Source organism: Jatrophihabitans sp., assembly GCF_046262535.1.
Classification (GTDB): domain Bacteria; phylum Actinomycetota; class Actinomycetes; order Mycobacteriales; family Jatrophihabitantaceae; genus Jatrophihabitans.
In genome coordinates, this window is sequence record NZ_JBHEMO010000082.1 from 13,270 (window position 1) to 39,743 (window position 26,474).

A 26,474-nucleotide genomic window follows, 5' to 3' on the forward strand; every position below is an offset into this window, starting at 1 on the left:
GACAGACGGACGTCCGCTCATGCCCTCCCATGGCGCTTGTTGTCCCGGCCGCATGACGCGTCGCTTCACGCCTGGTCGCCGTACTCGTTGAACCAGTGCGCGAGCGGGCCGGCCCGGCTGACCGCACGCAGTCGCCGCTCGGTGCGGTTGCGGCCGGTCCGGGTGGTGACGATGAGCAGCTCGTCGCCGGTACGCAGTTGGGTGTCGCGGCTGGGGACGAACGTCTTGCCGTCGCGGATGACCAGGGTGACGACACTCGGCGCCGGCAGCTGCAGTTCGAGGATCGACGTCGAGTGCAGTCTCGAGGCGGGCGGGATCGTCATCGTGATGAGCTCGGCGTCGAGCACGTCGAGCGGGGCGGCCTCGACCATCAGTTCACGGGTGCTTTCCCGTGGGCTGATCTGCAACCAGCGCGCGAGCGGATACAGGCTCGGGCCCTGCACCAGCGTGAAGATCACGACGAGGACGAACACCACGTTGAGCAGGTGGTCACTGTCCGGCACACCGCGCACGACGGCGAAGGTCGCCAGCACGATCGGCACGGCACCGCGCAGGCCCGCCCAGGACAGGAACACCTGCTCGCGCACCGGGAAGCGGAACGGCAGCAGGCACAACGCAACGGCCAGCGGGCGGGCGGCGAGCAGGAGCACCAGGCCGACACCGAGGGCCGGCAGGACGGCGCTGCCCAACTTGTGCGGCGTCACGAGCAGGCCGAGCAGCACGAACAGCCCGATCTGCGCCAGCCAGCCCAACCCCTCGGCGAAGGAACGGGTCGCCGCCCGGTGGGGCAGGCCCGAATTGGCCAGCACGAGCGCGGCGAGGTAGGCGGCGAGGAACCCGCTGGCCTGCGCCGAACCCGCGGCTGCGAACGCGACGATGCCCAGGCCGAACGTGACGAGCGGATACAGGCCGGACGCGGGGAGGGCCAGTCGCGGCAAGGCCAGCGCCCCGAGCCGGCCGAGTACGAGACCGATCGCCGCGCCCGCCACGAGCTCGTAACTCAAGTGGCCGGCCAGGGACCAGCCGGACACGTGGAACGGCGTGACGCTGAAGATCAGGACGAGGACGACGGTGGGCGCGTCGTTGACGCCGGACTCGGCTTCGAGCAGGCCGGCCACGCGCTTCGGCAGGGGCAGGACCCGCAGGATCGAGAACACCGCCGCGGCGTCGGTCGAGGACACGGTCGCGCCGAGCAACAGCGCTACTTGCCAGGTGAATCCGAACAGCAAGTGCGCGCCCGCCGCGGTCACGAGGGTGCTCACGCCGACGCCGACCGTGCCGAGCAGGGCCGCCGGCGTGAGCGCGGAGCGGACGTCCTCCCAGCGCGTAGTGAGACCGCCCTCGATCAGGATCACGGCCAGCGCCGCCGTGCCGAGATCCTGCGCGAGTTGTGCGTCGTTGAAGTCGACGCCGAGGACGTCCTCTCCGAGCAGGACACCGAGGCCGAGGAAGAGCAGGAGGCTCGGCAAGCCGACGCGGGAGGCCGCAAGGGTCGCGACCACACTGACCAGGAGCACGGCCCCGCCCGCCAGCAGCGCGAGGTACAGCTCCTGCAGGCTCACGACACCCCCGGCCCCGCTCAGGCGACGGGACGGGCAGTCGGTCACCCTCCGGCCGCGTTGTCCGACCCAGATTAGGGGACCGGACAGCGGAGCCGGCGGGTGTGCGCAGGGCGGGCGGCGATCGGTCCCGTCAGTGGGTGTCGCTTTCGTGCTGCCAGGGCGCGTGTGAGAGCCCGACGATGCAGCCTTCGGGGGAGAGCAGCCGTGCGACAGCCTGCCCCCAGGGCTCGGTGCGCACCCGGTGCAGCATGACGTGGCCCCTGGCCTCGAGTTCTTCCGTGGCGTCGGCGATCTCGTCGAGGCTGCCGAACTCGAACTCGATGCTGACCTGGGGAACCGTCACGTCCGTCGGCCAGTCGGGCGTCCCGAAGCAGGCCTGCGCGGCTTGGGTGAGCGGCCAGACACCGAAGTGATTGCTGCCGCCGATCTTCTCGCTGGCGTAGTAGTCGTCGGCCAGCTCCTCCAACGGCAACCCCAGCGCGTCCACGTAGAGGCGGCGGCTCTCGGCCGGGTCGGCCGCAATCACACTCACACTGGAAATGAACTGCACCTTCATCGTCGCTCCGCATCGTCGGGTTGCCCGTTGGCCCCCAGTCTGGCCGTCGGCTCGGCACGCGTCTTGTACGCAACGGACATCCAGCCGCGATACTGGGACGGTGTTGACGTCGCTGCCGCCCGGCGAGGTGCTGGCGCCCGGCGGAGCCGTACAGCGCCGTGCCCCGCGGCGGGCGGAGCTGCGGAGCCTCGTCTCGTCGGTGTGGACGACGGTCGTGCCTGCGGATGCCGGCACCCTGCGCGTGTTGCCCGACGCCGCGATCGACCTCGTTTTCGCCGACGGCCGGCTCGTCGTGGCCGGCCCCGACACGGTCGCCTGCCTCGAGACCCTGCCGGCGGGCCGGCCGGTCCTCGGCTTCCAGCTGCGTCCCGGTGCCGTTGCCGGCGCCCTCGGGCTGCCGGCATCAGCCGTGCGCGATCAGCGCGTCGACGTACGGGACCTGTGGGGTGCCGACGGCCGCGATCTCGTCGACGCGATGGCCGAGGCGGCCACCGTCGGCGCCGCCGCCGACCGGCTCGAAGGGTTCCTCGTCCGCCGGACGGCCGGATTTGCTCCGGACCGCTTGGCCGGGGCGATCGTCGCTCAGTTGCGCACCGGCCGTCGGGTGGACCCGGACGCGCTCGGCCTCGGGGATCGCCAGCTGCGCCGGCGGTGCGTCGCGAGCTTCGGCTACGGATTGCGCACGCTGGGCCGCATCGTCCGTTTCCAGTCCACCGTCGAACTCCTCGGCGGCCGTCCGACCATGCCGTTGAGCGACGCGGCCGCCGCACTGGGCTACGTCGACCAAGCGCACCTGACGCACGAGGTGGGCGCCTTCAGCAGCCTGACGCCGCGGGCGTTGCGGGCGGAAATGTCCGGCTGAGCGGGCATCGTCCCCAGGCGTTGCACTGAAGTCGAGTGCTCGTCACCTGCGCGAAATGCAGCGCTGTCACTGTTCGATCATGCGAACCTCCACTCCGTGCCTCAGGGCAGTTCCCGCGGTCGACTCCGGCCCCATCCGACGTACTGAAGATCCCGATCTCGCCGAGCTCGTCCGGCAGCCCTGGACGCTGCAGGTCGGCGCCCAGACCTTGCTCGTGCGACCGAGCTCGGCGCGCGACCTCGCCGCGGTCGCCCGGCTGCACGCCCGGTGCAGTGCCCGCTCGCTGCTCGACCGGTACCGGTGCGGCGGGCGTCCCCCTGCGGTCGCGGCCATGGACCGGGACCTGCGCCGTACCAACAGCGTCGTGGTCCTCACCACCCAGGGCGACGTGGTCGCCACCGGCCTGCTCGACCGCGACGCCCTGCACAACCACCTGTGCGCCGAGGTGGCCCTGCTGGTCGACGACCAGTGGCAGCGTCTGGGAATCGGCACCGAGTTGATGAGCCACCTCGCCGGTGTCGCGCAGGTGGCCGGCTATCACGAGCTGATCGCGTACCCGGCCACCGCGGTCGCCGCCGCCCAGCGGCTGATGGTCGACATCGGCCGCACGCGCATGGTGCCCGACATCAACGCGCACTTGCACACGTACCTGCCGGAGTCGGCGATGCTGGGGCTGGGTTCGGTCCGGCAGCGGCTCGCCGGCTGAGTCAGCCGGTCAGCAGAACCCGTCCCGGTGATCAACAGATCAGTTCCGTCGATAATCGACGGAACTGATCTGTCGATCAGGTGGGTCGCGGGGCCACCGCCGCCCAGGGCACCGTCAACTCGCCATGACGGGCGCGGGAGGCGTCGACCGGCCAGCCGCCGGCGGCCAGACTGCGGCCCGCGGCGATCCACCGCTGGCGCGGCCCGAACGGAGTCAGCGGGGCGGCCGCGTCCCAGGCCGCGTCGAACTCCCGCAGCAAGGCGTGGATCGCTTCGCCGGGGACGTTGTGGTGGATCAGCGCCTTGGGCAGGCGTTGCGCCAGCTCACCCGGCCGGGTGAGCGTCTCGACCCGGCACGCGAAGGTGAGCGACCGCGGGCCGGTGCCGTCGAGCAGCACCCAGCAGCCGAGCCGGCCCAGTTCGTCGGACGTGCCTTCGACGAGAACTCCGTTGTCGGCGAGCCCGGCGCGCATGGTGACCCAGGCAGACGCGGCCGCCGCCTCGTCGTACTGGCGCAGCACATTGGCGGCACGCACGATCACCGGCCGGTGTCCGGCGAGCTCGAACCCGCCGCGCGCGAAGGTGAGGCGCGGTGGATGGGCGCTCGGCCCGGCCGCGGCCACCCGGTCGGCGTCGAGTTCCAGGCCGAGCACGCGGACGTCCGGCCGCACTGTGCGCAATCGCGCGGCCAGCTCGACGGCGGTGACCGGCGTGGCGCCGTAGCCGAGGTCGACCACCAGCGGATCAGCGGCGTCCCGCAACACGGCGGCCAGCCGCGCGGTGATCCAGTTGTCCATCCGCCGCAACCGGTTCGGGTTCGTCGTCCCCCGCGTCGGCAGGCCCAGGGCGCGGGCCCGGCCGGCGGCGAGGCGCGGTTGCGCCCGGCGCGGGGAATCGGCCACGGTGCGTCAGTCTAGGAACGGGCTGCCCGGTAGCGTCGAAACGTGCCTCAGACACTCGCCGAGCTGACGACGCTGCGCCTGGGCGGTCCGGCCGCGCGGGTCATCGAGGCGACGAGCACGGACGTGCTGGTCGACGTCGTCCGGTCCGCCGATGCATCGGGCGAGCCGGTCCTCGTCGTCGGCGGCGGCAGCAACCTCGTGGTCAGTGACGACGGGTGGGACGGCCTCGTCGTCCTCGTCCGCTCGGACGGTTACGAGGCGGTCGAGGTGGACGATTCCGTGCACGTCACCGTCGCTGCCGGGCACCCGTGGGACGCGTTCGTGGCCACCACGGTCGAACGGGAGTGGTCGGGCCTGGCGGCGATGTCCGGCATCCCGGGACTGACCGGCGCGACGCCGATCCAGAACGTCGGCGCGTACGGCAGCGAGGTGTCCGACGTGGTGGTCGGGCTGCGGGTGCTCGATCGGGGCAGCGGCGCGGTCGAGGACTGGTCGCCAGATCGCTGCGGCTTCGGGTTCCGCACGAGCGCCTTCAAACATACCGACAGGTATGTAGTGCTGACGGTGACGTTCGGACTGCGCCGCTCGCCGGACGCGCCCCCGCTGCGCTACCTGGAAGTCGCTCGCCGGCTCGGGGTCGAGCCGGGGGAGAGCGCGCCGTCGGCCGACGTGCGGAAGGTCGTGCTCGAGCTGCGCCGAAGCAAGGGCATGGTGCTCGACGCCGCCGACCACGACACCTGGAGCGTGGGCTCGTTCTTCGTCAACCCGTTCGTCGCGCCGGAGCAAGTGCCCGACGGTTGTCCGAACTTCCTGGTCGACGGACGGATCAAGCTCTCCGCCGCCTGGCTGATCGAGAATGCCGGCTTCGGCAAGGGCTTCGGGCTCGACCGTGGACGGGGCAGCGTGGCGCTGTCGACCAAGCACACGCTGGCCCTGACCAACCGCGGGACGGCGACCACGGCTGAACTGCTCGACCTGGCCCGCGTGATCCGCGACGGCGTCGAGTCGCGGTTCGGCATCCGGCTGCGGCCGGAGGCGCACCTCGTCGGCGTCGAGCTCTGACCCGCTTACCCGAACTTGTCCGTGCGTCCCCACGCGATGACGTGGTGTAGCGCGGACAACTTGGAAGGTCAGCGGCGGTGGACCTTGTGCGGCGCGGCCTGCGCGAGCGGCTTCACGACCAGCAGGTCGATGTTGACGTGGGCCGGACGGGTGACGGCGAAGGCGATGCAGTCGGCCACGTCGTCGGCCGACAGCGGGTCGGGCACGCCGGCGTAGACCTTCGCGGCCGCATCGGCATCCCCCCGCAGGCGCACGAGGGAGAACTCTTCCGTCTGCACCATGCCCGGCGCGATCTCGGTGACGCGGACCGGCCGGCCGTTGAGTTCCAGCCGCAGCGTCTCGACCAGCGCGGTCGCTGCGTGCTTGGCCGCGGTGTACCCGCCGCCGCCCTCGTAGACCAAGTGCCCGGCGATCGACCCGGTGACGACGACGTGGCCGCCCGACCCCCGCTCGAGGGCCGGCAACAGCGCCTGCGTCACCCGCAGCACGCCCAACACGTTCGTCTCGTACATCTGCTGCCAGTCCGCCGGGTCGGCCCGCTCGACCGGTTCGACGCCCAGGGCGCCTCCGGCGTTGTTCACCAGCACGGCGATGTCGTCCAGCGACGCGGCCAGCTCGGCGATGGAGTCGGCCGAGGTGACGTCCAGCGTCACCGCCCGCAGGCCCGGCACCTCGGCGGCCAGCGCATCCAGGCGGTCCCGGCGCCGAGCCGCGGCCACGACGGCATATCCCTCGGCGGCCAGCCGGCGGGCTGTCGCCGCCCCGATTCCGCTGCTGGCGCCAGTGACAACTGCTGTACCGCGGGACATGCGGCCGATTGTCCGGCACGCGAACCCCGGGAGCCGGCGGCGGGTACTCGCCGGCGCCGACGGGGCGGCCCCGGCGGAGTGCCTTTCTGCCTCCGTCAACTCGAGATGCGCGCGGCCGCTGATTGCCCCGATACTCGGGCGGGCATGAAAATGGCCGGGCCGGTGTTGAGTCTCGGGATCGCCGGACGGAGGGAGTGCTGTGCTGCCGCACGATCGCCCCCTTCGGCGCGTCGCGATGCTCAGCGTCCACACCTCTCCTCTCGATCCGCCCGGCGGCGGTGACGCCGGCGGCATGAACGTCTACATCGTCGAGACCGCGAAGCGGCTGGCCGAGCGGGACATCGAGGTAGAGATCTTCACGCGGGCCACCGCGAGCGACCAGCCGCCGGTCATGGAGCTGTGTCCGAAGGTGCATGTGCGGCACGTCACCGCGGGCCCCTTCGAGGGCCTCGCCAAGGGCGACCTGCCCGCCCAGTTGTGTGCCTTCACCGCCGGCGTGATGCGAGCCGAGGTGCACCACGAACCGGGCTGGTACGACGTGATCCACTCGCACTACTGGTTGTCCGGACAGGTGGGCTGGTTAGCCCGCGAACGCTGGGGGGTGCCGCTCGTGCACTCGGCCCACACGCTGGCGAAGGTGAAGAACGCGCTGCTCGCCGAGGGCGACGATCCCGAACCCCTGGCCCGCGTGATCGGCGAGGAGCAGGTCGTCGCCGAGGCCGACCGGTTGATCGCCTCGACCGCGGACGAAGCCGACGAGCTCGTCCGACGTTATGGCGCCGAGCCGGGCAAGGTCCGCACCATTGCCCCCGGCGTCGACCTCGAGCTCTTCGTGCCCGGATCGGCCGCCGAGGCGCGGCGCCGGCTCGGGCTGCGGGCCGACGCGCTCACGCTGCTGTTCGTGGGCCGGATCCAGGCGCTCAAGGCCCCCGACGTCCTGATGCGGGCCGCCGCGATCCTCCGTGACGAGCCGGCCCTGCGCGATCGGCTGCAGGTCGTGATCCTCGGCGCGCCCAGCGGTTCGGGACTCGCCCACCCGCACTCCCTGCACGCGCTGCGCGACGAGCTCGACCTCCGCGACGTGGTGCTGTTCCGTCCACCCGCCTCCCGGGCCGAGGTTGCCTACTACTACCGCGCCGCCGACGTCACCGTCGTCCCCAGCTACAACGAGTCCTTCGGGTTGGTCGCGCTCGAGTCGCAGGCCTGCGGCACGCCGGTCGTGGCCGCCGCCGTGGGTGGACTGCCCACCGCGGTGGCCGACGACGTGTCCGGTGTGCTGGTCGACGGGCACGATCCGCAGCAGTGGGCGAAGGTGCTGACCGATTTGCTCCGCACCCCGTCGGCGCTCGCGCGGCTCGCCGACGGCGCGCGCGGGCACGCCGATCGCTTCTCGTGGGACCGGACCGCCGAAGGCTTGTTGGTCGCCTACGGCGAGGCCGTTCACGAACTGCACTCGACGGCGGGAGCACCGCGGTGACGGTCGTCGAGACGATCGAGTCGGCGCTCGCCGAGCAGGACCTCGAGTGGCAGCGGCTCGACGACGCCACCTTCGCGGTGGCGCTGCCGGGTGAGAAGCGGCTCAAGACGGCGTGCATCCTCACCGTCGGCACGCACGCGTTGGAGATCGAGGCGTTCGTGCTGCGCGCACCGGAGGAGAACCGCGAGCACGTTTACGCGTGGCTGTTGCAGCGCAGTGCCCGCATGTATGCCGTGTCATGGTCGATCGATGCGACCGGCGACGTCTACCTGACCGGTCGGGTGCCGCTGCACTCCGTCACTGCCGACGAGCTCGACCGCATCTTCGGCAGCGTCCTCGAATATGCCGACGGCTCTTTCAACGTCCTGCTCGAGATGGGCTTCGGTTCGTCGATCCGGCGCGAGTGGGCCTGGCGGGTCAAGAACGATCAGCCGCTGGCCAATCTGGCCGCGTTCAAGGACTTCGCGCAGCGCCCGGTCGACTGACCGACCCGCGCTGGCAGAATCGCCGCATGCCCACGCTCGTGCTGCTCCGCCATGGTGAGAGCGAATGGAACCAGAAGAACCTCTTCACCGGCTGGGTGGATGTCGACCTGACCGCGGCCGGCGAGGCGGAGGCCCGCCGCGGTGGTCAGTTGCTGGTCGATGCCGGCTTGCTGCCCGAGGTCGTGCACACGTCGCTGCGTCGGCGCGCGATCCGGACCTGCGAGATGACGCTCAACGCCGCCGACCGCCACTGGATCCCGGTGCGCCGCTCGTGGCGGCTCAACGAGCGGCACTACGGCGCGCTGCAGGGCAAGAACAAGGCACAGGTGCGCGACGAGTTCGGCGAGGAACAGTTCATGCTGTGGCGCCGGTCCTACGACACGCCGCCGCCCCCACTCGCCGACGACGACGAGTTCAGCCAGGTGCACGACCCGCGCTACGCCGACCTGCTCGAGACGGTCCCGCGGACGGAGTGCCTGAAGGACGTCGTCGGCCGGATGCTGCCCTACTGGTACGACGCGATCGTGCCCGACCTGCGGCGCAGCGGTGTGGTGCTGGTGGTGGCCCACGGCAACTCGCTGCGCGCGTTGATCAAGCACCTGGACAAGCTGTCCGACGAGGCCGTCGTGTCGCTCAACGTGCCGACGGGCATCCCGCTGCGCTACGAGTTGGACGATGCGACCTTGCTGCCGACCGGGCCGGGCGAATACCTCGATCCGCGCGCGGCCGCGTCGGCCATCGAGGCCGTGGCCAACCAGGGCAAGAAGTAGGCGCCGCGGCTAGCCGAGCGGCGCGGTCAGCCCGTTCGTCGGCGCGACCGGCCGCTGCCCGGTGACGATGAAGATCATCCGGCGGGCGACCGCGACCGCATGGTCGGCGTAGCGCTCGTAGTAGCGACCGAGCAGCGTCATGTCGATCGCCGCCTCGGTGCCGTGCGACCATCGCGGCGACAGCACGAGCGTGAACAACTTGCGCCGTAGCGCGTCCATCGAGTCGTCCTCCGCCTCGATCGCCTGCGCGAGCGAGATGTCGCGGCCCTCGACGACCTCGCCGACCTTCTGCACGAGCGAGCGCGCGACCTCGCCCATCTGCAGGATGACATCGCGGGCTTCCTCCGGCACGGCCATGTCGGGGAAGCGCAACCGCGCGATCTTGGCGACGTGCAACGCCAGGTCGCCCATCCGCTCGAGGTCGGCGACCAGGTGCAGCGTCGTCACAAGCACCCGCAGGTCGGTGGCCACCGGCTGCTGGCGCGCGATCATCTGGAACGCGCGGTCCTCGAGATCGACGCGCAGCGCGTCGACGCGCGTGTCGGCGTCGATCACCTTCTGGGCAAGCAGGAGGTCGGCATCCAGCAGTGCGCTCGTTCCGCCCTGCATGGCCGCGGCGACCAGCTGGATCATCTCCGCGACGCCGTCGCCGATGTCGTCCAGCTCGTCATGGAACACGTCACGCATGAGCTCGAGGGTGCTTACGCTGGGCGACCGCATCATGGTGACGCCGTGAACGGTGACCGTCGGCAAGGTGAACAACCCGTGACCCGGGTTGTGCAACGGCCTCCCGGCCGCTCACCCGCCCGTAGAATCGAGTCGTGCCGGTATGGGCAGGCGTGCTCGTGGTCGTGGCGCTCGCCGTGGGCGTCGCGCTGGGCCTGCTCATCGCTGCCCGCCGCCACCCGTACGCCGCACCTTCGGTGTCCGACGAGAGTGCCACCGCCGGGCCCGCCCCGGCGGTCACATCGGATCCGTCGCAACCGCTGGCCTCGCTCGTCGTCGAAGCGCTCGACTCCGGCGTCGTCGTCCTCGACCGCGAGGAACGGGCGGTGTTGGTGAACCCGGCCGCCCGCACGATGGGGATCTTGGACGTCGACACCCTCGCCTTCCCGGGACTGCTCACCATCGCCCGCAAGGCGCTCGAGACCGGCGAGCACCTGACCGTGTCAGTGGACCTGCCGATGGGCCGGCTGGGTCGGGAACCGATCGCGCTGGCCGTCACCGCCGTCCCCCTTCCCGGTGCGGACGAGCGTCCGGCCGCCGTGTGCCTGCTGCTGGCCGACGTGAGCGAATTGCGCCGGTTAGAGGCCGTCCGTCGCGACTTCGTGGCGAACGTCTCCCACGAACTGAAGACACCGGTCGGAGCGCTCACCCTGCTGGCCGAGGCGATCCAGGACGCGGCCGACGAACCGGCGATGGTGGCCCGCTTCGCCGGCCGGATCCAGCACGAGGGCAACCGGCTGGCCAAGCTGGTCGGCGAGCTGATGGAACTCTCACGCGTGCAGGGCGCCGACCCCCTGCCGGGCTCGGAGGAGGTCGCGGTGAGCTGGGTCGTCGACGAGGCGATCGAGCGCACCCGGCTCGCGGCCGAGCAGGCGTCCATCACCGTGACGCCGTCGAGCGTGGGATCTCTGCGGGTACGCGGGAACAGCGCCCAGCTGGCGACCGCGGTCGCGAACCTCGTCGACAACGCGATCGCCTACAGCGGGGCCGGGACGAAGGTGGCGGTGACCGCGCGGCCGTCCACCGACGACGATGCGCGGCCCACGGTCGACATCTCCGTCACCGACCAGGGGATCGGGATCGCCGACTCCGAGCGCGACCGGATCTTCGAGCGGTTCTACCGCGTCGACCCGGCTCGCTCGCGCGCGACCGGCGGCACCGGGCTCGGCCTGGCCATCGTCAAGAACATCGTGACCAACCACCTCGGCACCGTGTCGGTGTGGAGCTCGCCCGGGTCCGGATCGACGTTCACGATCCGGCTACCGCGTGTTCACTCGGATCGGCCATCGTCGGCCATGTTCGAAGACCCGGTCCTGGTGACCAGTACTGATGGGAAGACCGAATGACGCGAGTCCTGGTGGTGGAGGACGAGGAATCGTTCTCCGATGCGCTGTCGTACATGCTGCGGCGCGAGGGCTATGAGGTCGAGGTGGCGGCCAACGGCCACGAGGCGCTGCAGACCTTTGACCGCGGCGGCGCCGACCTCGTCCTGCTCGATCTGATGCTGCCGGGGCTCTCGGGCACCGAGGTGTGCCGCGAGCTGCGCAGCCGCTCGCACGTGCCGATCATCATGGTGACCGCGCGCGACAGCGAGGTCGACAAGGTGGTCGGGCTCGAGCTCGGCGCCGACGACTACGTGACCAAGCCGTTCTCGTCGCGCGAGCTGGTGGCCCGCATCCGAGCTGTGCTGCGCCGTGGCGCCGAGCCCGAGGAGCTGATGCTCAACGTGGTCGAGGCCGGACCGGTGCGCATGGACGTCGAGCGGCACGTGGTGACCGTCGACGGCCACCAGGTGGCGCTGCCGCTGAAGGAGTTCGACCTGCTCGAGCTGCTGCTGCGTAACGCCGGCCGGGTGCTCACCCGCGGCCAGCTGATCGATCGCGTGTGGGGTGCCGACTACGTGGGCGACACCAAGACCCTCGACGTCCACGTGAAACGGCTACGGGCGAAGATCGAGCCCGACCCGGCCAGCCCCAAGTACCTGGTGACCGTGAGAGGCCTCGGCTACAAGTTCGAGAGCTAGGGCTACGCTCCCGCTGCCTTGGTTGCGGGGTGGACGGCCACCAGGCCGAGCTCGAGGCGCTTCGCGCAGATGGCCGACAGCTCGTCGTAGGCCTTGTCGCCGATCAGCGCGATCAGCTCCGGTCCGTAGGACACGTACATCGGCTCGCCGCCGACGTGCGCCTCGGGTGAGGACGTGCAGTACCAGTCGAGGTCATGGCCGCCCTCGCCCCAGCCGCGCCGGTCGAACTCGGCGATCGTCGAGCGCAGGATGCGGGTGCCGTCGGTTCGGTCGATCCATTCCTGCTCGCGCCGGACGGGCAGCTGCCAGCACACCTCGGGCTTCGTCTCGAGCGGGTTCATCCCGAGGCGCAGCGCCAGTCCGTGCAGCGCGCAGCCGATGCCGCCCGGATGGCCCTCGCGGTTGGCGAAGATGCAGGCGCCGTCGACCACGCGGGTCTTGCGCCGGGCCTCGTCCTCACCCTCGCCCCTCTCCGTGAACTTCAGCTTCCCGTCGCGGTGCCCCTCGTCGTAGAGCTGCCAGTCGTCGCGCGTCAGCTGCGCGGCGAAGCGGGTCACGCGCTTGCGGTCGTCCTTGTCGGAGAAGTACGCGCCGTGGTTGCAGCACCCAGTGCTGGCCTGGCCGGCGATGGTCCCGTGACAGCCGCGACCGAATATGCACGTCCACCGCGAGCACAGCCACGTCAGATCCGCACGGATCCAGTGCGAGTCGTCGGCCGGATCGGCGAACTCGATCCACTCGCGGGGGAAGTCGAGAGTGGTCTCACGAACGTGCATCCACCGAGCGTACGAGACGCATAAGGTTTGGAGCATGCGACTCGGCGTGCTGGACGTGGGGTCGAACACGGTGCACCTGCTCGTGGTCGACGCGCACCGCGGCGCCCAACCGTCACCGCAGCACTCACGCAAGTCCGAACTGCGCCTGGCCGAGAACCTGAATCGCGACGGCGACCTCACTCGGGCCGGCGCCGATGCGCTGGTCGAGGCCGCCAAGGCGGCGCGCCGCGAGGCCGACGAGCTCGAGTGCGACGAGCTGCTGGCGTTCGCCACGTCCGCGGTCCGCGACGCCGGCAACAGCGCGCAAGTGCTCAAGCGGGTGGGCAAGGAGGCCGGCGTCGGGCTGAGCGTGCTGTCGGGCGAGGACGAGGCCCGGCTGACGTTCCTCGCCGTGCGCCGGTGGTTCGGGTGGAGCGCCGGCAACATCATCAGCCTCGACATCGGCGGCGGCTCGCTCGAACTCGCCGCCGGCGCCGACGAGGACCCCGAGCTGGCGTTCTCGTTGCCGCTGGGCGCGGCCCGCCTGACCCGTGAATGGTTCACCGACGATCCGCCGCCGAAGGACGACGTCGTCCGGTTGCGCGCACACGTCGCGGACGTGCTCGCCGAACCGGCCCAGCAGCTGTTGGCCATTGGGCGTCCGGACCGCGTCGTGGCGACGAGCAAGACGTTCCGGACGCTGGCCCGACTGGCCGGCGCGGCGCCGAGCTCGGCCGGCCCGCGAACGCAACGGGTGCTCACCCGCACCGGTCTGAACCAAGTGCACGCCTTCATCTCGCGAATGGCGTCGGCGGACCTGGCCGAGCTCGACGGCGTGAGCGTCGGGCGGGCGCACCAGACGTTGGCCGGCGCCGTCGTCGCCGCCGCGGCCATGGACGCGCTCGGAGTGGACGCGCTCGAACTGTGCCCGTGGGCGTTGCGCGAGGGTGTGATCCTTCGACGTCTCGACTGGCTCGACGGCACCTGACGGCAGCCGACGAAGTACTGTCCGGCGCATGACCGTCCGCCCGGCCCGCGCGCTGCGGTCCTCGCGCGCGAAGGTCGGGCTGTCCACGGCCTCCGTCTATCCGGAGGGAACTCCGGTCGCCTTCGAACTGGCCGCCAAGCTCGGTTACGACGGCGTCGAGGTCATGGTGTGGACCGATCCGGTGAGCCAGGATCCCTACGCCCTGCTGCGCCTGTCGCAGCATTACCAGGTGCCGATCCTGGCCATCCATGCGCCGTGCCTCATCATCACCCAGCGCGTGTGGACCACCGATCCGTGGACGAAGCTGCAGAAGGCGCAGTTCGCGGCCGAGCTGCTCGGCGCGCAGACCGTCGTGGTGCATCCGCCGTTCCGCTGGCAACGCGACTATGCGCGCGGCTTCCGTGAGGGTGTGCAGCGGTTGGCCGACGAGACCGACATCCGCTTTGCCGTGGAGAACATGTTCCCGCTGCGGGTGCGCGGCCGTGAGGTCTCGGCCTACCAGCCCAGCTGGGACGTCTCGGCCGACGAGCCCTACCGCGACTACACGCTCGACCTCTCGCACACGGCGGTGTCGAAGTCCGACGCGGTGGCGATGCTCGACGCGATGGGCGACCGGCTGACCCACCTGCACATCGCCGATGGCACCGGGCTGCCGAAGGACGAGCACCTCGTGCCCGGACGCGGCACCGAGCCGTGCGCCGACGTCCTCGAGCGGCTGGCCATTGGCGGTTTCGACGGGCATGTGGTGGTCGAGATCAACACGCGCCGCGCGCTGGACCGGGCCGAGCGCGAGGCCGACCTGGCCGAGGCCCTGGCCTACTGCCGGTTGCACCTGGTGGCCCCACACCCGTCCGCCCCGTGACCGGCTTTGCACCTTTCAGGGCTGCTAAACGGGCCGTTTTGCCGCCCTGAAAGGTGCAAAGCCGGGGCGGGTTAGCCTCACGGCATGCTCCGCTCCACCATCCTGGCCGCCGCGCGGAACTCCCGGATCGAGTCACTCGTCACCCACGCGCCGGTCTCGCGCAGTGTCGTCCGCCGCTTCGTCGGCGGTCCGGACACCCGCTCGGCCGTCGCCGCGACCAAGGCGCTCGTCGACGCCGGCCTCCACGTCACGCTGGACCACCTCGGCGAGGACACCACCGACCGCGCGCACGCCGACGCGGTCGCCGGGGCCTACCTCGACCTGCTCGGCTCGCTCGAGGCCGCCCACCTCACCCGGCTGCTGAAGCCGCTGACCGCGCGGGCCGAGGTCAGCATCAAGCTCAGCGCGATCGGCCAGGCGCTGCCCGGCGACGGCGAACGGATCGCCCTCGACCACGCCCGGACGATCTGCACCGAGGCCCGCCGCGTCGGCGCCACGGTCACCCTCGACATGGAGGACCACACCACCACCGACTCCACCCTCGGCATCCTGCGCGAACTGCGCGGCGACTTCCCCGAGACCGGTGCCGTCCTGCAGGCCTACCTGCGCCGCACCGAAAGCGACTGCCGCGAGCTCGCCTACGCCGGCAGCCGGGTGCGCCTGTGCAAGGGCGCCTACCAGGAGCCCGCCTCGGTCGCGTTCCAGAAGCGGGCCGACGTCGACCGCTCCTACGTCCGCAGCATGAACGTCCTGCTCGAAGGCGACGGCTACCCCATGTTCGCCACTCACGACCCGACGCTGATCGCCATCGCGACCGACCGTGCGGCGGCCCACGAGGTGGACGCGTTCGAGTTCCAGATGCTCTACGGCATTCGGCCCGACGAGCAGCGGCGGCTAGCGGCGGCCGGTCACGTCGTGCGGGTCTACGTCCCGTACGGCGCGCAGTGGTACGGCTACCTGATGCGCCGTTTGGCCGAGCGTCCGGCCAACCTGACGTTCTTCGCCCGGGCGCTCATCACCAAGGGCTGAGATAGTGGGCGCCATGGCAGTGGATGCGATCGCCGTCCTGGGCGGCGGCAAGATCGGCGAGGCGCTCATCTCCGGCCTGCTCCGTGGCGAGCGCACGGCCGGCCAAATTGTCGTCAGCGAGAAGCACCCCGAGCGGGCCGCCTATCTCGCCGAGAGGTTCGGGATCGAGGTCACCGACGTCGCCAGCGCGGTGAAGCAGTCCGCCACCCTGCTGCTCGCGGTCAAGCCGCAAGACATCGACGCGCTGCTGGCCGAGATCGCGCCGGCGATCGAGACGCGGCACGTGGTGGTGTCCGTCGCCGCCGGCGTCACGACGGCGCACATCGAACGCGGGCTGCCCGACGGGATCGCCGTCGTCCGCTGCATGCCCAACACCCCGGCGCTGGTCGACCAGGCGATGACGGCGGTGGCCGGCGGGCTGCACGCCACGGACGATCACCTGGCCGTCGCCGAGTCGCTGCTGGGGTCGGTCGGGCGGGTCGTCCGGGTGCCGGAGCATCAGCTGGACGCGGTCACCGCCCTCTCCGGGTCCGGGCCGGCCTACTTCTTCTACCTCGTCGAGGCGATGATCGACGCCGGGATCCTGCTCGGCCTGCCGCGGGCGCTGGCCGCCGAGCTGATCGTGCAGACGGCGGTGGGGTCGGCGACGATGCTGCGCGACACCGGGGAGCATCCGGTGCAGCTCCGCGAGGCCGTCACCAGCCCCGGCGGGACGACGATCGCCGCGATCCGGGAGCTCGAGGTACATGGCGTCCGGGCCGCGCTGCTGGCTGCCATCGAGGCCGCGGCGATCCGCAGCCGCGAACTGGGAGCCGAGTAATCCGGGCAAATCGGGTCAATCCGGCGTCCTTCTGCGACTCAGGTGGGGTACAGCTATCGCATTGGCCCCACCAGTACCGCTAGTGTCACGCCCAGCACGTGCGTGTCCAGTCCGTCGGTGGGGAAGCCGTCGGCCCGACACGTGCCGAAGGTGTCGGTGAGACATGCCTGCAGCACGGGATGACGATGAACCGAAGGAACCGGGGGTCCGCCCGGTCGATCCGGTGCTGTCCGAGGTCCGCTTCTTGACCGTGGCCGAGGTGGCCACGGTCATGCGGGTCTCCAAGATGACGGTCTACCGAATGGTCCACGCGGGCGAACTCCCCGCGGTCCGGGTCGGTCGGTCGTTCCGGGTTCCGGAGCAGGCGGTGCACGACTACCTCCGCGCCGCCTTCATCGAAGCCGGGTAGGGAACGGCAACTCGCCAGCCAGGTACGCTGGGGGCTTCGGCGCTTTGGTAGCGCGGGCTCCACACTACTGGCGAGGGTTTCAGCATGGGTTCTGTCATCAAGAAGCGGCGCAAGCGGATGGCCAAGAAGAAGCACCGCAAGCTGCTGAAGAAGACGCGCGTCCAGCGGCGTAACAAGAAGTAACCCGCGCTCTGCTGACGCGCCTCTCCGACCGATGACGAACGTCGTCCTGATCACCGGAGTCAGCCGGTTCCTCGGCGGGCGACTCGCCGCGCAGCTCGCGGCCGACCCGTCGATCGACCGGGTCATCGGCATCGACATGATGCCGCCGCGGACCGCTGATCTCCAGCTGCTCGGCCGCACCGAGTTCGTGCGCGCCGACATCCGCAATCCGCTCATCGCTAAGGTCATGACGCAGGCCCGGGTCGCGACCGTGGTGCACGCCGCCCTGATGGCCTCGCCGCGCGCGGTGGGCGGCCGGGTGGCGATGCAGGAGATGAACGTCATCGGCACCATGCAGCTGCTCGCCGCCTGCCAGAAATCCGACACCGTCGAACGGGTCGTGGTCCGCTCGACCACTGCCGTCTACGGCTGCGGGCCGAGCGACCCCGCCGTCTTCACCGAGGACATGCATCCGCACGACGGTTCGCAGGCCGGCTACGCGAAGGACGCCGTCGAGGTCGAAGGCTACGTGCGCGGGTTCGCTCGCCGCCGCCCGGACGTGGATGTCAGCGTGCTGCGGCTGGCCGCGATCCTCGGTCCCACCATCGACAATGCCATGACCCGCTACCTGGCCATGCCCGTCGTTCCGGCCGCCATCGGGTTCGACCCGCGCATGCAACTGTTGCAAGAGGACGACGCCGTCGAGGCGCTGCGCCTGGCCGCGACCTCACACCGTCCGGGCGTGGTCAACGTCGCCGGCGACGGTGTGGTGCTGCTTTCCCAGGTCCTCCGCCGGGCCGGACGGGTGCGCGTCCCGGTGCCGGGGGCGGCGCTCGGGCTGGCCGCAACGATCGTGCGCAACACCGGCGCCGTGGACGTCACCGCCGAGGACGCCCGCTACCTCAACTTCGGACGGGTGGTCGACACCACCAAGCTGCGCACCGAATTCGGCTTCACGCCCCAGCACGCGACCGGCGACGCGGTCGAGTCGTATCTGCGCGGCGCGCCCCCCAGACCCCGCCTGGCGCTCGCCGCCGTCGGCGTAGGGTCGCGACTGCTGCACGCCCGCCGTGAGAGCCGCCGACTGGCCATGTCGGGGACATGATGGGTAGCAGCCGCGGGAGAGGTACGGACGTGGACGAAGCACGGGTGATCCAGCTGCACTCCGACGAGGCCGTTCGCCCGCCTCGCCGGCCCCGGCGGCTGTCGCGGCGCCCCACGCCGGGCCCGGGGCAGCCCGTCGCGTCCATCCACACCCTGCCGCCCGCTCCCACCCCGCCGCCGGCGCCTGACGCGGCCGAGCCGCGCCCCGGAACCGTCGTGGCGACCGCGCCGACCGGCTGGGAGCTGCGCCTGGCCAACATGCTGACCTTCCTGCGCCGCCGCCTCGAGGGCGACTACCGGGTCGACGAGTTCGGCTTCGACCGCGACCTCACCGAGCACGCCGTGCTGCCGCTGTTCAAGCCGCTGTACGAGAACTGGTTCCGCGTCGAGGTCAACGGCGTGGAGAACATCCCGGCCGAGGGCGGCGCGCTGCTCGTCGCCAACCACGCCGGCGGGCTCTGGGCGCTGGACGCGGCGATGACCGCGGTCGCCGTGCACGTCGAGCACCCAGCAGGCCGCTTCCTGCGCATGCTCGGCGCCGACCTCGTCTTCGGCACGCCCGGGCTGGGCGCGCTGGCCCGCAAGACCGGCAGCACGCTGGCCTGCGCCGACGACGCCGAGCGGCTGCTGCGCTCCGGTGAGCTCGTCGGCGTCTGGCCCGAGGGCTTCAAGGGGATCGGCAAGCCGTTCCGCGAGCGGTACAAGTTGCAGCGCTTCGGCCGTGGCGGGTTCGTACACGCCGCGATCAAGGCCGGCGTCCCGATCATCCCGGTGTCGATCGTCGGCTCCGAGGAGATCCACCCCCTGATCGGCAACTCCAGGCTGCTGGCGCGCATGCTGGCGCTGCCCTACTTCCCGATCACGCCCACGTTCCCCTGGCTCGGCCCGCTCGGCCTCGTCCCGCTACCGAGCAAGTGGTACATCGAGTTCGGCGCGCCGATCCACACCGAGGACGTCGACGCCGAGGCGGCGGAGGACGCGGCCGCGGTGTTCGACCTGGCCGACCGGGTGCGCGAGACGATCCAGAGCACGCTTTACCGGCTGCTGGTGCAGCGCCGCAGCGTCTGGCGCTGATCTGCATCTAATCCGCCGAGCCTCGCGAGCGCTCATCGCCTTGGTGGTCACCTAGGGGCAGGCCGGTCAGCGGAAGCCGAGGCGCCAGCGCAGTGCGCGCGTGGCGGTTGTCCGGGCCGCGCTGTATGCCGGGTTGAACGTGCCGCGGCGATGGGCCCGGTTGGCGGCGATCCCGGCCGCCACGCCCCCGGCGGCCGCCCCGAGCCCGAGGGCGGCCGGGACGCCGATGCGCGCCGCCTTGTGCCCGGTGCGGAAGTCGCGGATCTCCCAGCCGCGCCGTTTGGCCTCACCGCGCAGGGCCGAGTCAGGATTGACGGCGACGGGCCGCCCGACGAGGGAGAGCATCGGCAGGTCGTTGATCGAGTCCGAGTAGGCGGAGCAGTGGGCGAGGTCCAGGCCCTCACGGGCCGCGAGTGACCGGACGGCCGCAGCCTTGGCCTCGCCGTGCAGCACCTCGCCGACCAGCCGACCCGTGTAAAAGCCGTTCTCCGACTCGGCGACCGTCCCGAGCGCACCCGTCAGCTCCAGGCGCCGCGCGATGATCGTGGCCAGTTCGACCGGGGTCGCCGTCACCAACCACACCCGCTGGCCGGCGTCGAGATGCAAGCGGGCGAGGGCATGCGTCCCGGCCCAGATCTTGTCTGACATCTCCTCGTCGAAGATCTCCTCGCCGAGGTCGACGATCTCGGCGACCTTCTTGCCGGCGACGAAGGCCAGCGCCAACTCCCGCGAGGTGTGCAGATCGTCCGGGTGCTCGCCGCCGAGCCGGAGCCGAAGCTGGCGGGCGGTGAACCGGGCCAGGTCACGCCAGGAGAAGAACTTGCGCGCCGCCAGACCCTTGGCGAAATGAAAGATCGACGCTCCGACCATCATGGTGTTGTCGACGTCGAAGAACGCGGCCGCCGACGGGTCGGGCTCGGTCTCGAGCGGACGGATCCGCTCCTCGGTCGCCTGCCGGGTCGGGCTCACGCGGCCCAGGGTATCGACGCCGGCTCGGCGCGGTTCAGCTCCGGTCGGTCGGACTCGCGGTGTGGCTTCGGCCTCACGGCCGGCGAGCGAACCTCAGGGGTGCACCGAGATGCCGAGGGTGCAGAGCCCGACGCCGAGATTCAGCGGGCCCACCGATACACCCAGCGAGCAGGACGACACGTTGACCGGTAGTGACGAGGTCGGCAGTTTGATGGTCGGCAGCGGCAGTCCGGGGATGGCCGGCGGATTGGTGGTCTGCGGTGCCGGCTGATTGGGCGTCGCGGAGCTGTGCGGCTTGACCACGGTCGAGTTGGGCGACGTGCCGCCCGTCGCCCCGCTGCCCGCCTTGCCGCCCGCGCTGCCGGCGCCGGTGCCGCCCTGTCCGCCGCCGTTGCCCGGCTGCGGGTTGGACGGATCGGTGCCGGATGCTCCGGCGGGTGGGCACGTGGTGCAGGGAACGGGGCCGAGCGAGTCGACGCCGGTCGAGCGCAGGCACGAGCAGTCGACCTTCGGTGCAAGCGTCTCGGCCCGGGTCAGCGCAGCGGCGACGAGGTTGGCCGACGATTCGGTGCGGCTCTGCAGGGCACCGCTCGGCATCAGTGCCGCGATGTCCCGCAGCCGGTCGAGCTGTCCCGGCGCCCACTTGGTCATGGTGCTCAGCGGAGCGGTCGACTTCTTGCTGACGGCCTGCTTGCCGAGGAGCACGGACGCGGCGGTGACATCGGCGTCGGCCGAGCCGAGCGCGGACGCGACCAGCCGGGCGGTGTCGGGATCGAGCTTGGGAGCCGCGGCGTCGGAGCGCGCCGAGGCGCGCGACAGCAGGGCCTGCACCTCGCGGGCGCGGGTCGCGGCGAAGTCCAGGTGGTCCTTGGCCTTCTCGGTGGCGCTGCCCGCGGTCGCCAGCTCGACCCGCTCGCTGGCCCGCTTGAGGCCGTAGAGGGCGTCGCCGGGCAGCGCCTTGCGGCTCATGTAGACGGCACCGCCCAACAGGACGACGAAGGCGGTGACGAGTGACGCGGCGATGGTGAGCGGGCGGCCGAGCCGGACGCCCCGCAGGCGGGCCAGGAAGCCGTCGGCGTGCCGGGCTCCGGCCGTCTTGCGGGCCCGCGCAGGCGCGTCGGCGACGGGTTCGAGCAGCCCGGTGGCCGCCTCGGCGCTCTCGGCCACGATGCGCGGGGTGATCGCCACGAGCTGCGCCCGCAGCTCGGCGCGGAACTCGGCCCGCGGCGGGACGGCGGGCAGGGTGGCCAGCGCACCGACGACGGCGAGGACCCGCGGGTCGCGGGACCGGGTGGGGTCCTCGAAACGCCGCCACGAGGCGCCCAGCATCGTCACGCGATGCTCAGCCATCTCGTTCATCCCCTGCGTCCATCCGCCGCGCCCGCGGCTGGTCGAGTTCCTCTGATTGGTTCAGCTGAATTAACGACGCCGAAGGGCAACCGTTACTTGATATCCGCCGAAAAGTGGTCATCGGAGCTCAGCGCCGACGAGTTCGGCCAGTTTGCGCACTGCGCGGTGCTGCAGTGCCTTGATGGCGCCGTCGTTCTTGCCCATCACACCCGCGGTCTCGCTGACCGAAAGGCCCTGCACGAAGCGCAACATGACGCATTCGCGCTGTTCGTCCCCGAGTTGACTGACCGCCTGCATCAGGCGCTCGGACTGCAACAGGCCGAGGACGGCGGATTCCGTGCTCTCGGCCTGCTCCTTGCCCTCGAGCGTGTCGGCGGTGGTCAGCTCGAGGCGGTGGCGGGCCGATTTCAGGTGGTCGAGCACGATGTTGCGCGCGATGGTGATGAACCAGGCGCCGATGTCGCGGCCCTGGTAGCTGATGGTGCCGATGCGGCGCAGGGCGCGCAGGAACGTCTCGCTGGTGAAGTCCTCGGCGAGGGCGCGGTCGTTGATGCGGAAGTACACGAAGCGGTAGACGACGTCGACGTAGCGGTCGTACAGCAAACCAAAGGCCTCGCCGTCCCCTTCCTGGGACAGCCGCACCAGTCGCCACGTCTCAACATGGGTCTCGTCGACGCCCTCGTCGGCCTGTTCGGCCGGCTGGGGCGGCGCCGACTCGGGCTCCGGTCCCGGCCCCGGCACCGGCGGGCGCATGTTCCTGGACGTCCGGCCGCGCACCGGGCTGGGTTTGTGCACGATCGTCGACGGAGTCGATTCGAGAGCCGAGGAGAACATGGGCCCGACCACGGCGGGCTGCGTACCCATCGCCGCCAATGCCTCGTTGACCAGATCAGCCAGGGCGCGCAGGCCACCGGGGCGGGGGTGCCCCGGGCGTGCGGCATTCCAGGCCATCGGCGTTCGAACCCTCCGGACAGGGGTACGCGGCGCGATTGTTTTCACGCGTGAAGCTTGGGTGAGCGTAACCGGGGAGTAGCTTCGTGAACACCCCGCTCAAGATCAATTTCGTCCGGTGTGCGGTAATTGGGGACGATTCGTCGCCGGTAATCTCGACCCAGTTGACCGTCTGCGGACCCGGCGATGCGAGGCTGGAACGGTGAGCGAGCCACCCGCCAAAGGCCCCTCGGACCTCCTGCGCCGACAGGCCGCCGCGACCCCGGACAAGATCGCGCTCGTCGACGGTGACACCAGGCTGTCCTTCGCCGAGCTCGACCGCCGGGTCACCTCGGCCGCGCTGGCATTGGGCCGCGGGCTCCGCACCGGCGACCGGGTCGCCCTGCAGCTCGGCACCGGCGCCGACCTCGTCCTGCTCTATTTGGGCGCCTTGCGGGCCGGCCTCGTCGCCGTCCCGGTCAACCCCTCCTACACCGCTGCTGAGATCGACTACGTCCTGTCCGACTGCGCGGCCGCCCTGCATCTGGCCGCCGACTCCACCCGCGACCTGCTCAAGTCGGCGCCCGACGGGGCCGACCCGCACTGCGACCGGGGCGGTGAGGAGCTCGCCGTCCTGCTCTACACGAGCGGGACCAGTGGACGTTCGAAGGGCGCGATGCTGTCGGCCCGGGCCCTGCTCGCCAACGTCGACCAGATCGCCGCCGTCGAGCCGCCCGTGCTGACCGCCGACGACGTGTTGTTCGTCCCGCTGCCGCTGACCCACATCTTCGGGCTCAATGCCGGGCTCGGCACGGCACTGAGGGTCGGCGCGACGCTGGTGCTGGCCGATCGCTTCGATCCCGGCGCCACCCTGGCGACGATGGCCGCCGAGGGGGTCACCGCACTGCTCGGCGTCCCCGGGCAATACGCCGCCTGGCTCGCCGATCCGCAGTTCGCCGCCGGCTTCGCGTCCGTTCGCTTCGCCATGAGCGGGTCGGCGACCCTCGCGCGCGGGGTCGTGGACGGTTACGCCGAGGCCGGCGTCACCCTCTACGACGGCTACGGGCTCACCGAGGCTGCGCCGGTCGTGACGATCAACGCCCTCGGTCCCGGCCGCGAGCATCCCCGTCCGGGCGCGATCGGCCTGCCGCTGCCCGGCATCGAGGTCGAGCTGCGCGACGGCGATGACGAGCCGGTCGACGACGGCGACCCGGGCCGGCTCTTCGTCCGCGGCGCCAATCTCTTCTCCGGCTACTGGCCGGACGGTCGGGAAGGGCCCGACGCGCACGGCTGGTTCGGCACTGGCGACATCGCCGTGACCGACGAGTCCGGCCAACTGCACCTGGTCGGCCGCAGCTCCGAACTGGTCATCGTCAACGGCTTCAACGTGTACCCGGCCGAGGTCGAGGCGGTCCTGGCCGCCCACGAGGACGTCGCCGAGGTGGCCGTGGTCGGCGTACCCGACGGCGAGACCGGCGAGGCGGTGCACGCGTTCGTGGTGGCGGCGGTCGGGGCCACCTTGCAACCCGACGAGCTGCTGGCCACGGCCGCCCGCTCGCTGGCCCGGTTCAAGTTGCCGAAGGTCATCGAGATCGTTGCGCAGCTACCCCACACGGTCACTGGCAAGATCATGAAATGGCAGCTCGACCGGGAGGCCGACGGTGCCGCCCGCTGATCACCAGGTGACGTTGCTGAGCCGGGTCGGCTGCCACCTGTGCGAGACGGCCGAAGAGCTGTTGCGGCGCTTGTCGGCCGAGCTCGGTTTCGCTCTGCGCGAAGTCGACGTGGATTCCGCACAGGTGCTGCGCGACGAGTACTCCGACCGGGTGCCCGTCGTGCTCATAGACGGCAAGGAACACGGGTACTGGAGGGTCGAGGAGGCCCGCTTCCGCAAGGCCGTCGCCCGCTGAGGGAGCCCTTACCACGGGCCTTCTCGATTTGGGAAAACTTTCACGAGCGGCGTACCGTTCGGGGCGTTCCGAGCCCGCTTCTACCACAGCGGCCGGGCGCCGAATCAAGGGGTTCCCCGGCCTCTGCGACGCCCCGCCCCGAGGTGCCGATGACCGCTCCGCGCGACACTCGCCGCAAGCCTGTCGTCGGCAACGCGACCCCTGGCGCCGACGGCCGCAACGGCGACTCCCGCGTGCCCGAGGCCACGGTGGCCCGGTTGGCCACCTACCTGCGGGTGCTCGGCACCCTGGCCGACCGCTCGGTGAACACCGTTTCGTCCGACGAGCTGGCCGCCGTCGCCGGCGTCAACTCGGCCAAACTGCGCAAGGACCTGTCCTACCTCGGCTCGTACGGGATCCGCGGAGTCGGTTATGACGTGACCACCCTGACCGAGCAGATCTCGCGGACGCTCGGGCTGACCGTCCACCGCTCGGTCGCCCTGATCGGCGTCGGCAACCTGGGCCAGGCCCTCGCCGGCTACGCGGGCTTCGCCACCCGCGGCTTCCAGATCGCCGCGCTCATCGACGCCGACCCGGCCCGGATCGGTTCGACGATCCGCGGACTGAAGGTCGGTGACATCGCCGACCTGGACGCGATCGTGGCCGAGCACGCGATCACGATCGGTGTCCTGGCCGTTCCGGCCGCCGTGGCGCAGGACGTGTGTGACCGCGTCGTCGCCGCCGGCGTCACCAGCATCCTCAACTTCGCTGCGGTGGTGCTGTCGGTGCCGCCGCACGTCCACCTGCGCAAGGTCGACCTCGCCGCCGAGCTGCAGATCCTGTCGTTCCACGAGACCCGCAAGGCCGCGGCCGCGCTCTCGGAGGCCGTGAGATGAGCGAGCGAAGCTTGCGAGCGAGCCGTAGGCCTGGCGTCTCCGCATGCCCGAACGGAGCGAGGGCATGAGCGTCCTGGTCGTAGGTCTCTCGCACCGGACGGCGCCGGTGTCGGTGCTCGAGCGCGCCGCCGTCCCGAACGACGACGTGCGCAAGACCCTCGACGAGCTGAACCGCGCCGAGATGATCAGCGAGGTCCTGCTGCTGTCGACGTGCAACCGGATCGAGGTCTACGCCGACGTCGCCCGGTTCCACCCGGCCGTCGCCGAGATCACGTCGGTGCTCGCCCGGCACGCCGGCCTCGCCGTGTCCGGCCTCGCCGACCATCTGTACGTGCACTTCGCCGAGGCTGCGGCCGAGCACATGTTCACCGTGGCCGCCGGGCTCGACTCGATGGTGATCGGCGAGTCGCAGATCCTCGGCCAGCTGCGGTCGGCCTACGCGCTCGGCACCGAGACCGGTGCGGTCGGCCGCGTGCTGCACGACCTGGCCCAGACCGCTCTGCGGGTGGGCAAGCGCGTCCACTCCGACACCGGCATCGACAAGGCCGGCGCCTCCATCGTGTCCGTGGCGCTCGACCGGGCCACGGACGTGCTCGGGTCGCTGTCCGCGCAGCGGGCCTTGATCGTCGGGGCCGGCTCCATGGGTGCACTCAGCGGCGCAACGCTGCGCCGCCGCGGCGTCACCGACATCGTGGTCGCCAACCGCTCGCCCGAGCGCGCCGCCCGGCTGGCCGTCGCCGTCGAGGGCCGCGCCGCGTCGCTGGCCGACCTCGCGTCCGAGATCGGCTCGACCGACCTCGTGATCTCCTCGACCGGCTCCACCGGCCTGATCGTCGAGGCCGAGTTGATCGGGTCGCGGGCCGAGCGTCCGCTCGTCGTCCTGGACCTCGCGCTGCCGCGTGACGTCGACCCGGCAGTCGCGGTCCAGCCCGGCGTGACCTACGTCGACCTCGACGCGCTGCGGGCCGGCGGAGCGATGGTCAGTGACGACGACGTCGCCGCGGCCTCTGCGATCGTCGCGGCCGAGCTGCAGGACTATCTCGCCGCCCAGCAACGCCTCGCGGTCGCACCGACGGTGACCGCGCTCCGGGCGCGGGCCAACCAGGTGATCGACGGCGAGCTCGCCCGGCTCGACGGCCGGCTGCCGACGCTCGAGGCCGCCGCCCGCCGCGAGGTGGCCGACGCCGTCCGCCGTGCCGTGGAGAAGGTGCTGCACGCGCCGACCGTCCGGGTCAAGGAACTCGCCTCGACGCCGGGCGGCGACCAGTACGCCGCGGCCCTGCGTGAGCTGTTCGACC

General features: G+C 71.3%; 29 protein-coding genes. 20 read left to right on the forward strand and 9 right to left on the reverse strand.

Going from position 1 to position 26,474, the window contains the following annotated elements; translation table 11 throughout:
• Positions 1–65 precede the first annotated feature (65 nt).
• On the reverse strand, positions 66–1,562 hold the full coding sequence (locus ABR571_RS11820; protein WP_409453404.1) for a potassium/proton antiporter: 1,497 nt from the start codon (positions 1,560–1,562) through the stop codon (positions 66–68).
• Positions 1,563–1,692: 130 nt separating this feature from the next.
• Positions 1,693–2,094, reverse strand: a complete 402-nt coding sequence (locus tag ABR571_RS11825) for a VOC family protein (protein ID WP_409453405.1) — start codon at positions 2,092–2,094, stop codon at positions 1,693–1,695.
• Between the two features lie 124 nt (positions 2,095–2,218).
• Between ABR571_RS11825 and ABR571_RS11830 the strand changes: the two genes are divergently transcribed.
• Both ABR571_RS11830 and ABR571_RS11835 read left to right on the forward strand, forming a co-directional pair.
• On the forward strand, positions 2,219–2,980 hold the full coding sequence (locus tag ABR571_RS11830) for a DUF6597 domain-containing transcriptional factor (RefSeq protein ID WP_409453406.1): 762 nt from the start codon (positions 2,219–2,221) through the stop codon (positions 2,978–2,980).
• Positions 2,981–3,059: 79 nt separating this feature from the next.
• On the forward strand, positions 3,060–3,686 hold the full coding sequence (locus tag ABR571_RS11835; RefSeq protein ID WP_409453407.1) for an N-acetyltransferase family protein: 627 nt from the start codon (positions 3,060–3,062) through the stop codon (positions 3,684–3,686).
• A gap of 76 nt (positions 3,687–3,762) precedes the next feature.
• On the opposite strand, the gene ABR571_RS11840 is transcribed toward ABR571_RS11835, so the two are convergent.
• Positions 3,763–4,587: a class I SAM-dependent methyltransferase gene (locus tag ABR571_RS11840; protein WP_409453408.1), complete on the reverse strand. Its 825-nt coding sequence runs from the start codon at positions 4,585–4,587 to the stop codon at positions 3,763–3,765.
• A 42-nt stretch (positions 4,588–4,629) separates the two neighbouring features.
• On the opposite strand from ABR571_RS11840, the gene ABR571_RS11845 reads away from it, so the two are divergent.
• Positions 4,630–5,649 (forward strand): UDP-N-acetylmuramate dehydrogenase, encoded by a 1,020-nt coding sequence (locus ABR571_RS11845; protein WP_409453409.1) that lies wholly within the window; start codon positions 4,630–4,632, stop codon positions 5,647–5,649.
• A gap of 68 nt (positions 5,650–5,717) precedes the next feature.
• Here ABR571_RS11845 and ABR571_RS11850 read toward each other — a convergent pair whose 3' ends face one another.
• Positions 5,718–6,458 carry an SDR family NAD(P)-dependent oxidoreductase gene (locus ABR571_RS11850; protein ID WP_409453410.1) on the reverse strand — a complete coding sequence of 247 codons (741 nt, stop codon included), beginning with the start codon at positions 6,456–6,458 and terminating at the stop codon, positions 5,718–5,720.
• Between the two features lie 235 nt (positions 6,459–6,693).
• Here ABR571_RS11850 and mshA point away from each other — a divergent pair, with 235 nt between their 5' ends.
• The 3 genes from mshA to ABR571_RS11865 are packed head-to-tail and all read left to right on the forward strand — an operon-like array spanning position 6,694 to position 9,190.
• Positions 6,694–7,935 carry a D-inositol-3-phosphate glycosyltransferase gene (mshA, locus tag ABR571_RS11855; RefSeq protein ID WP_409453432.1) on the forward strand — a complete coding sequence of 414 codons (1,242 nt, stop codon included), beginning with the start codon at positions 6,694–6,696 and terminating at the stop codon, positions 7,933–7,935.
• Entirely contained in the window at positions 7,932–8,420 is a 489-nt protein-coding gene (locus ABR571_RS11860; protein WP_409453411.1) for a YbjN domain-containing protein, read from the forward strand. Before mshA ends, ABR571_RS11860 begins: the two co-directional genes overlap by 4 nt.
• A 26-nt stretch (positions 8,421–8,446) precedes the next feature.
• On the forward strand, positions 8,447–9,190 hold the full coding sequence (locus ABR571_RS11865; protein ID WP_409453412.1) for a phosphoglyceromutase: 744 nt from the start codon (positions 8,447–8,449) through the stop codon (positions 9,188–9,190).
• Positions 9,191–9,199: 9 nt separating this feature from the next.
• Here the strand turns inward: ABR571_RS11865 and phoU are convergent, their stop codons facing one another.
• Positions 9,200–9,877 carry a phosphate signaling complex protein PhoU gene (gene phoU, locus ABR571_RS11870; RefSeq protein WP_409453413.1) on the reverse strand — a complete coding sequence of 226 codons (678 nt, stop codon included), beginning with the start codon at positions 9,875–9,877 and terminating at the stop codon, positions 9,200–9,202.
• Between the two features lie 134 nt (positions 9,878–10,011).
• On the opposite strand from phoU, the gene ABR571_RS11875 reads away from it, so the two are divergent.
• Together ABR571_RS11875 and ABR571_RS11880 are read left to right on the forward strand one after the other, a co-directional pair.
• Complete coding sequence (locus ABR571_RS11875; RefSeq protein WP_409453414.1) at positions 10,012–11,262, forward strand: ATP-binding protein; 1,251 nt, start codon at positions 10,012–10,014, stop codon at positions 11,260–11,262.
• Positions 11,259–11,939 (forward strand): response regulator, encoded by a 681-nt coding sequence (locus ABR571_RS11880; protein ID WP_409453415.1) that lies wholly within the window; start codon positions 11,259–11,261, stop codon positions 11,937–11,939. Before ABR571_RS11875 ends, ABR571_RS11880 begins: the two co-directional genes overlap by 4 nt.
• A 2-nt stretch (positions 11,940–11,941) precedes the next feature.
• On the opposite strand, the gene ABR571_RS11885 is transcribed toward ABR571_RS11880, so the two are convergent.
• Positions 11,942–12,715 carry a hypothetical protein gene (locus ABR571_RS11885; protein WP_409453416.1) on the reverse strand — a complete coding sequence of 258 codons (774 nt, stop codon included), beginning with the start codon at positions 12,713–12,715 and terminating at the stop codon, positions 11,942–11,944.
• Positions 12,716–12,749: 34 nt separating this feature from the next.
• On the opposite strand from ABR571_RS11885, the gene ABR571_RS11890 reads away from it, so the two are divergent.
• From ABR571_RS11890 to ABR571_RS11925, 8 genes are all read left to right on the forward strand, one after another.
• Complete coding sequence (locus tag ABR571_RS11890; protein ID WP_409453417.1) at positions 12,750–13,682, forward strand: hypothetical protein; 933 nt, start codon at positions 12,750–12,752, stop codon at positions 13,680–13,682.
• A gap of 28 nt (positions 13,683–13,710) precedes the next feature.
• Positions 13,711–14,544, forward strand: a complete 834-nt coding sequence (locus tag ABR571_RS11895) for a sugar phosphate isomerase/epimerase family protein (protein ID WP_409453418.1) — start codon at positions 13,711–13,713, stop codon at positions 14,542–14,544.
• A gap of 84 nt (positions 14,545–14,628) precedes the next feature.
• Positions 14,629–15,573 (forward strand): proline dehydrogenase family protein, encoded by a 945-nt coding sequence (locus tag ABR571_RS11900; protein WP_409453419.1) that lies wholly within the window; start codon positions 14,629–14,631, stop codon positions 15,571–15,573.
• A gap of 13 nt (positions 15,574–15,586) precedes the next feature.
• Complete coding sequence (gene proC, locus ABR571_RS11905) at positions 15,587–16,393, forward strand: pyrroline-5-carboxylate reductase (RefSeq protein ID WP_409453420.1); 807 nt, start codon at positions 15,587–15,589, stop codon at positions 16,391–16,393.
• A gap of 163 nt (positions 16,394–16,556) precedes the next feature.
• A complete protein-coding gene (locus tag ABR571_RS11910) occupies positions 16,557–16,802 on the forward strand; it encodes a helix-turn-helix domain-containing protein (RefSeq protein ID WP_409453421.1) in 246 nt (81 codons plus the stop codon).
• A gap of 84 nt (positions 16,803–16,886) precedes the next feature.
• Entirely contained in the window at positions 16,887–16,985 is a 99-nt protein-coding gene (locus ABR571_RS11915) for a 30S ribosomal protein bS22 (protein WP_012854759.1), read from the forward strand.
• A 31-nt stretch (positions 16,986–17,016) separates the two neighbouring features.
• On the forward strand, positions 17,017–18,069 hold the full coding sequence (locus ABR571_RS11920; protein WP_409453422.1) for an NAD-dependent epimerase/dehydratase family protein: 1,053 nt from the start codon (positions 17,017–17,019) through the stop codon (positions 18,067–18,069).
• A 29-nt stretch (positions 18,070–18,098) separates the two neighbouring features.
• Entirely contained in the window at positions 18,099–19,142 is a 1,044-nt protein-coding gene (locus tag ABR571_RS11925; RefSeq protein ID WP_409453423.1) for a lysophospholipid acyltransferase family protein, read from the forward strand.
• 66 nt (positions 19,143–19,208) lie between these two features.
• Here the strand turns inward: ABR571_RS11925 and ABR571_RS11930 are convergent, their stop codons facing one another.
• The 3 genes from ABR571_RS11930 to ABR571_RS11940 form a co-directional block, all read right to left on the reverse strand.
• A complete protein-coding gene (locus tag ABR571_RS11930; protein ID WP_409453424.1) occupies positions 19,209–20,111 on the reverse strand; it encodes an HAD family hydrolase in 903 nt (300 codons plus the stop codon).
• A 93-nt stretch (positions 20,112–20,204) separates the two neighbouring features.
• On the reverse strand, positions 20,205–21,461 hold the full coding sequence (locus ABR571_RS11935) for a DUF5667 domain-containing protein (protein WP_409453425.1): 1,257 nt from the start codon (positions 21,459–21,461) through the stop codon (positions 20,205–20,207).
• 117 nt (positions 21,462–21,578) lie between these two features.
• The gene (locus ABR571_RS11940; RefSeq protein WP_409453426.1) at positions 21,579–22,412 is read right to left on the reverse strand and encodes a sigma-70 family RNA polymerase sigma factor; all 834 of its coding nucleotides are present in this window, start codon (positions 22,410–22,412) and stop codon (positions 21,579–21,581) included.
• A gap of 202 nt (positions 22,413–22,614) precedes the next feature.
• On the opposite strand from ABR571_RS11940, the gene ABR571_RS11945 reads away from it, so the two are divergent.
• The 4 genes from ABR571_RS11945 to ABR571_RS11960 form a co-directional block, all read left to right on the forward strand.
• On the forward strand, positions 22,615–24,066 hold the full coding sequence (locus ABR571_RS11945; protein WP_409453427.1) for a class I adenylate-forming enzyme family protein: 1,452 nt from the start codon (positions 22,615–22,617) through the stop codon (positions 24,064–24,066).
• Positions 24,053–24,301 (forward strand): glutaredoxin family protein, encoded by a 249-nt coding sequence (locus tag ABR571_RS11950; protein ID WP_409453428.1) that lies wholly within the window; start codon positions 24,053–24,055, stop codon positions 24,299–24,301. The genes ABR571_RS11945 and ABR571_RS11950 overlap by 14 nt, the downstream gene beginning before the upstream one ends.
• Positions 24,302–24,450: 149 nt before the next feature.
• A complete protein-coding gene (locus tag ABR571_RS11955) occupies positions 24,451–25,176 on the forward strand; it encodes a redox-sensing transcriptional repressor Rex (RefSeq protein WP_409453429.1) in 726 nt (241 codons plus the stop codon).
• A gap of 43 nt (positions 25,177–25,219) precedes the next feature.
• On the forward strand, positions 25,220–26,474 hold a 1,255-nt coding region (locus ABR571_RS11960), incomplete at its 3' end, for a glutamyl-tRNA reductase (protein WP_409453430.1).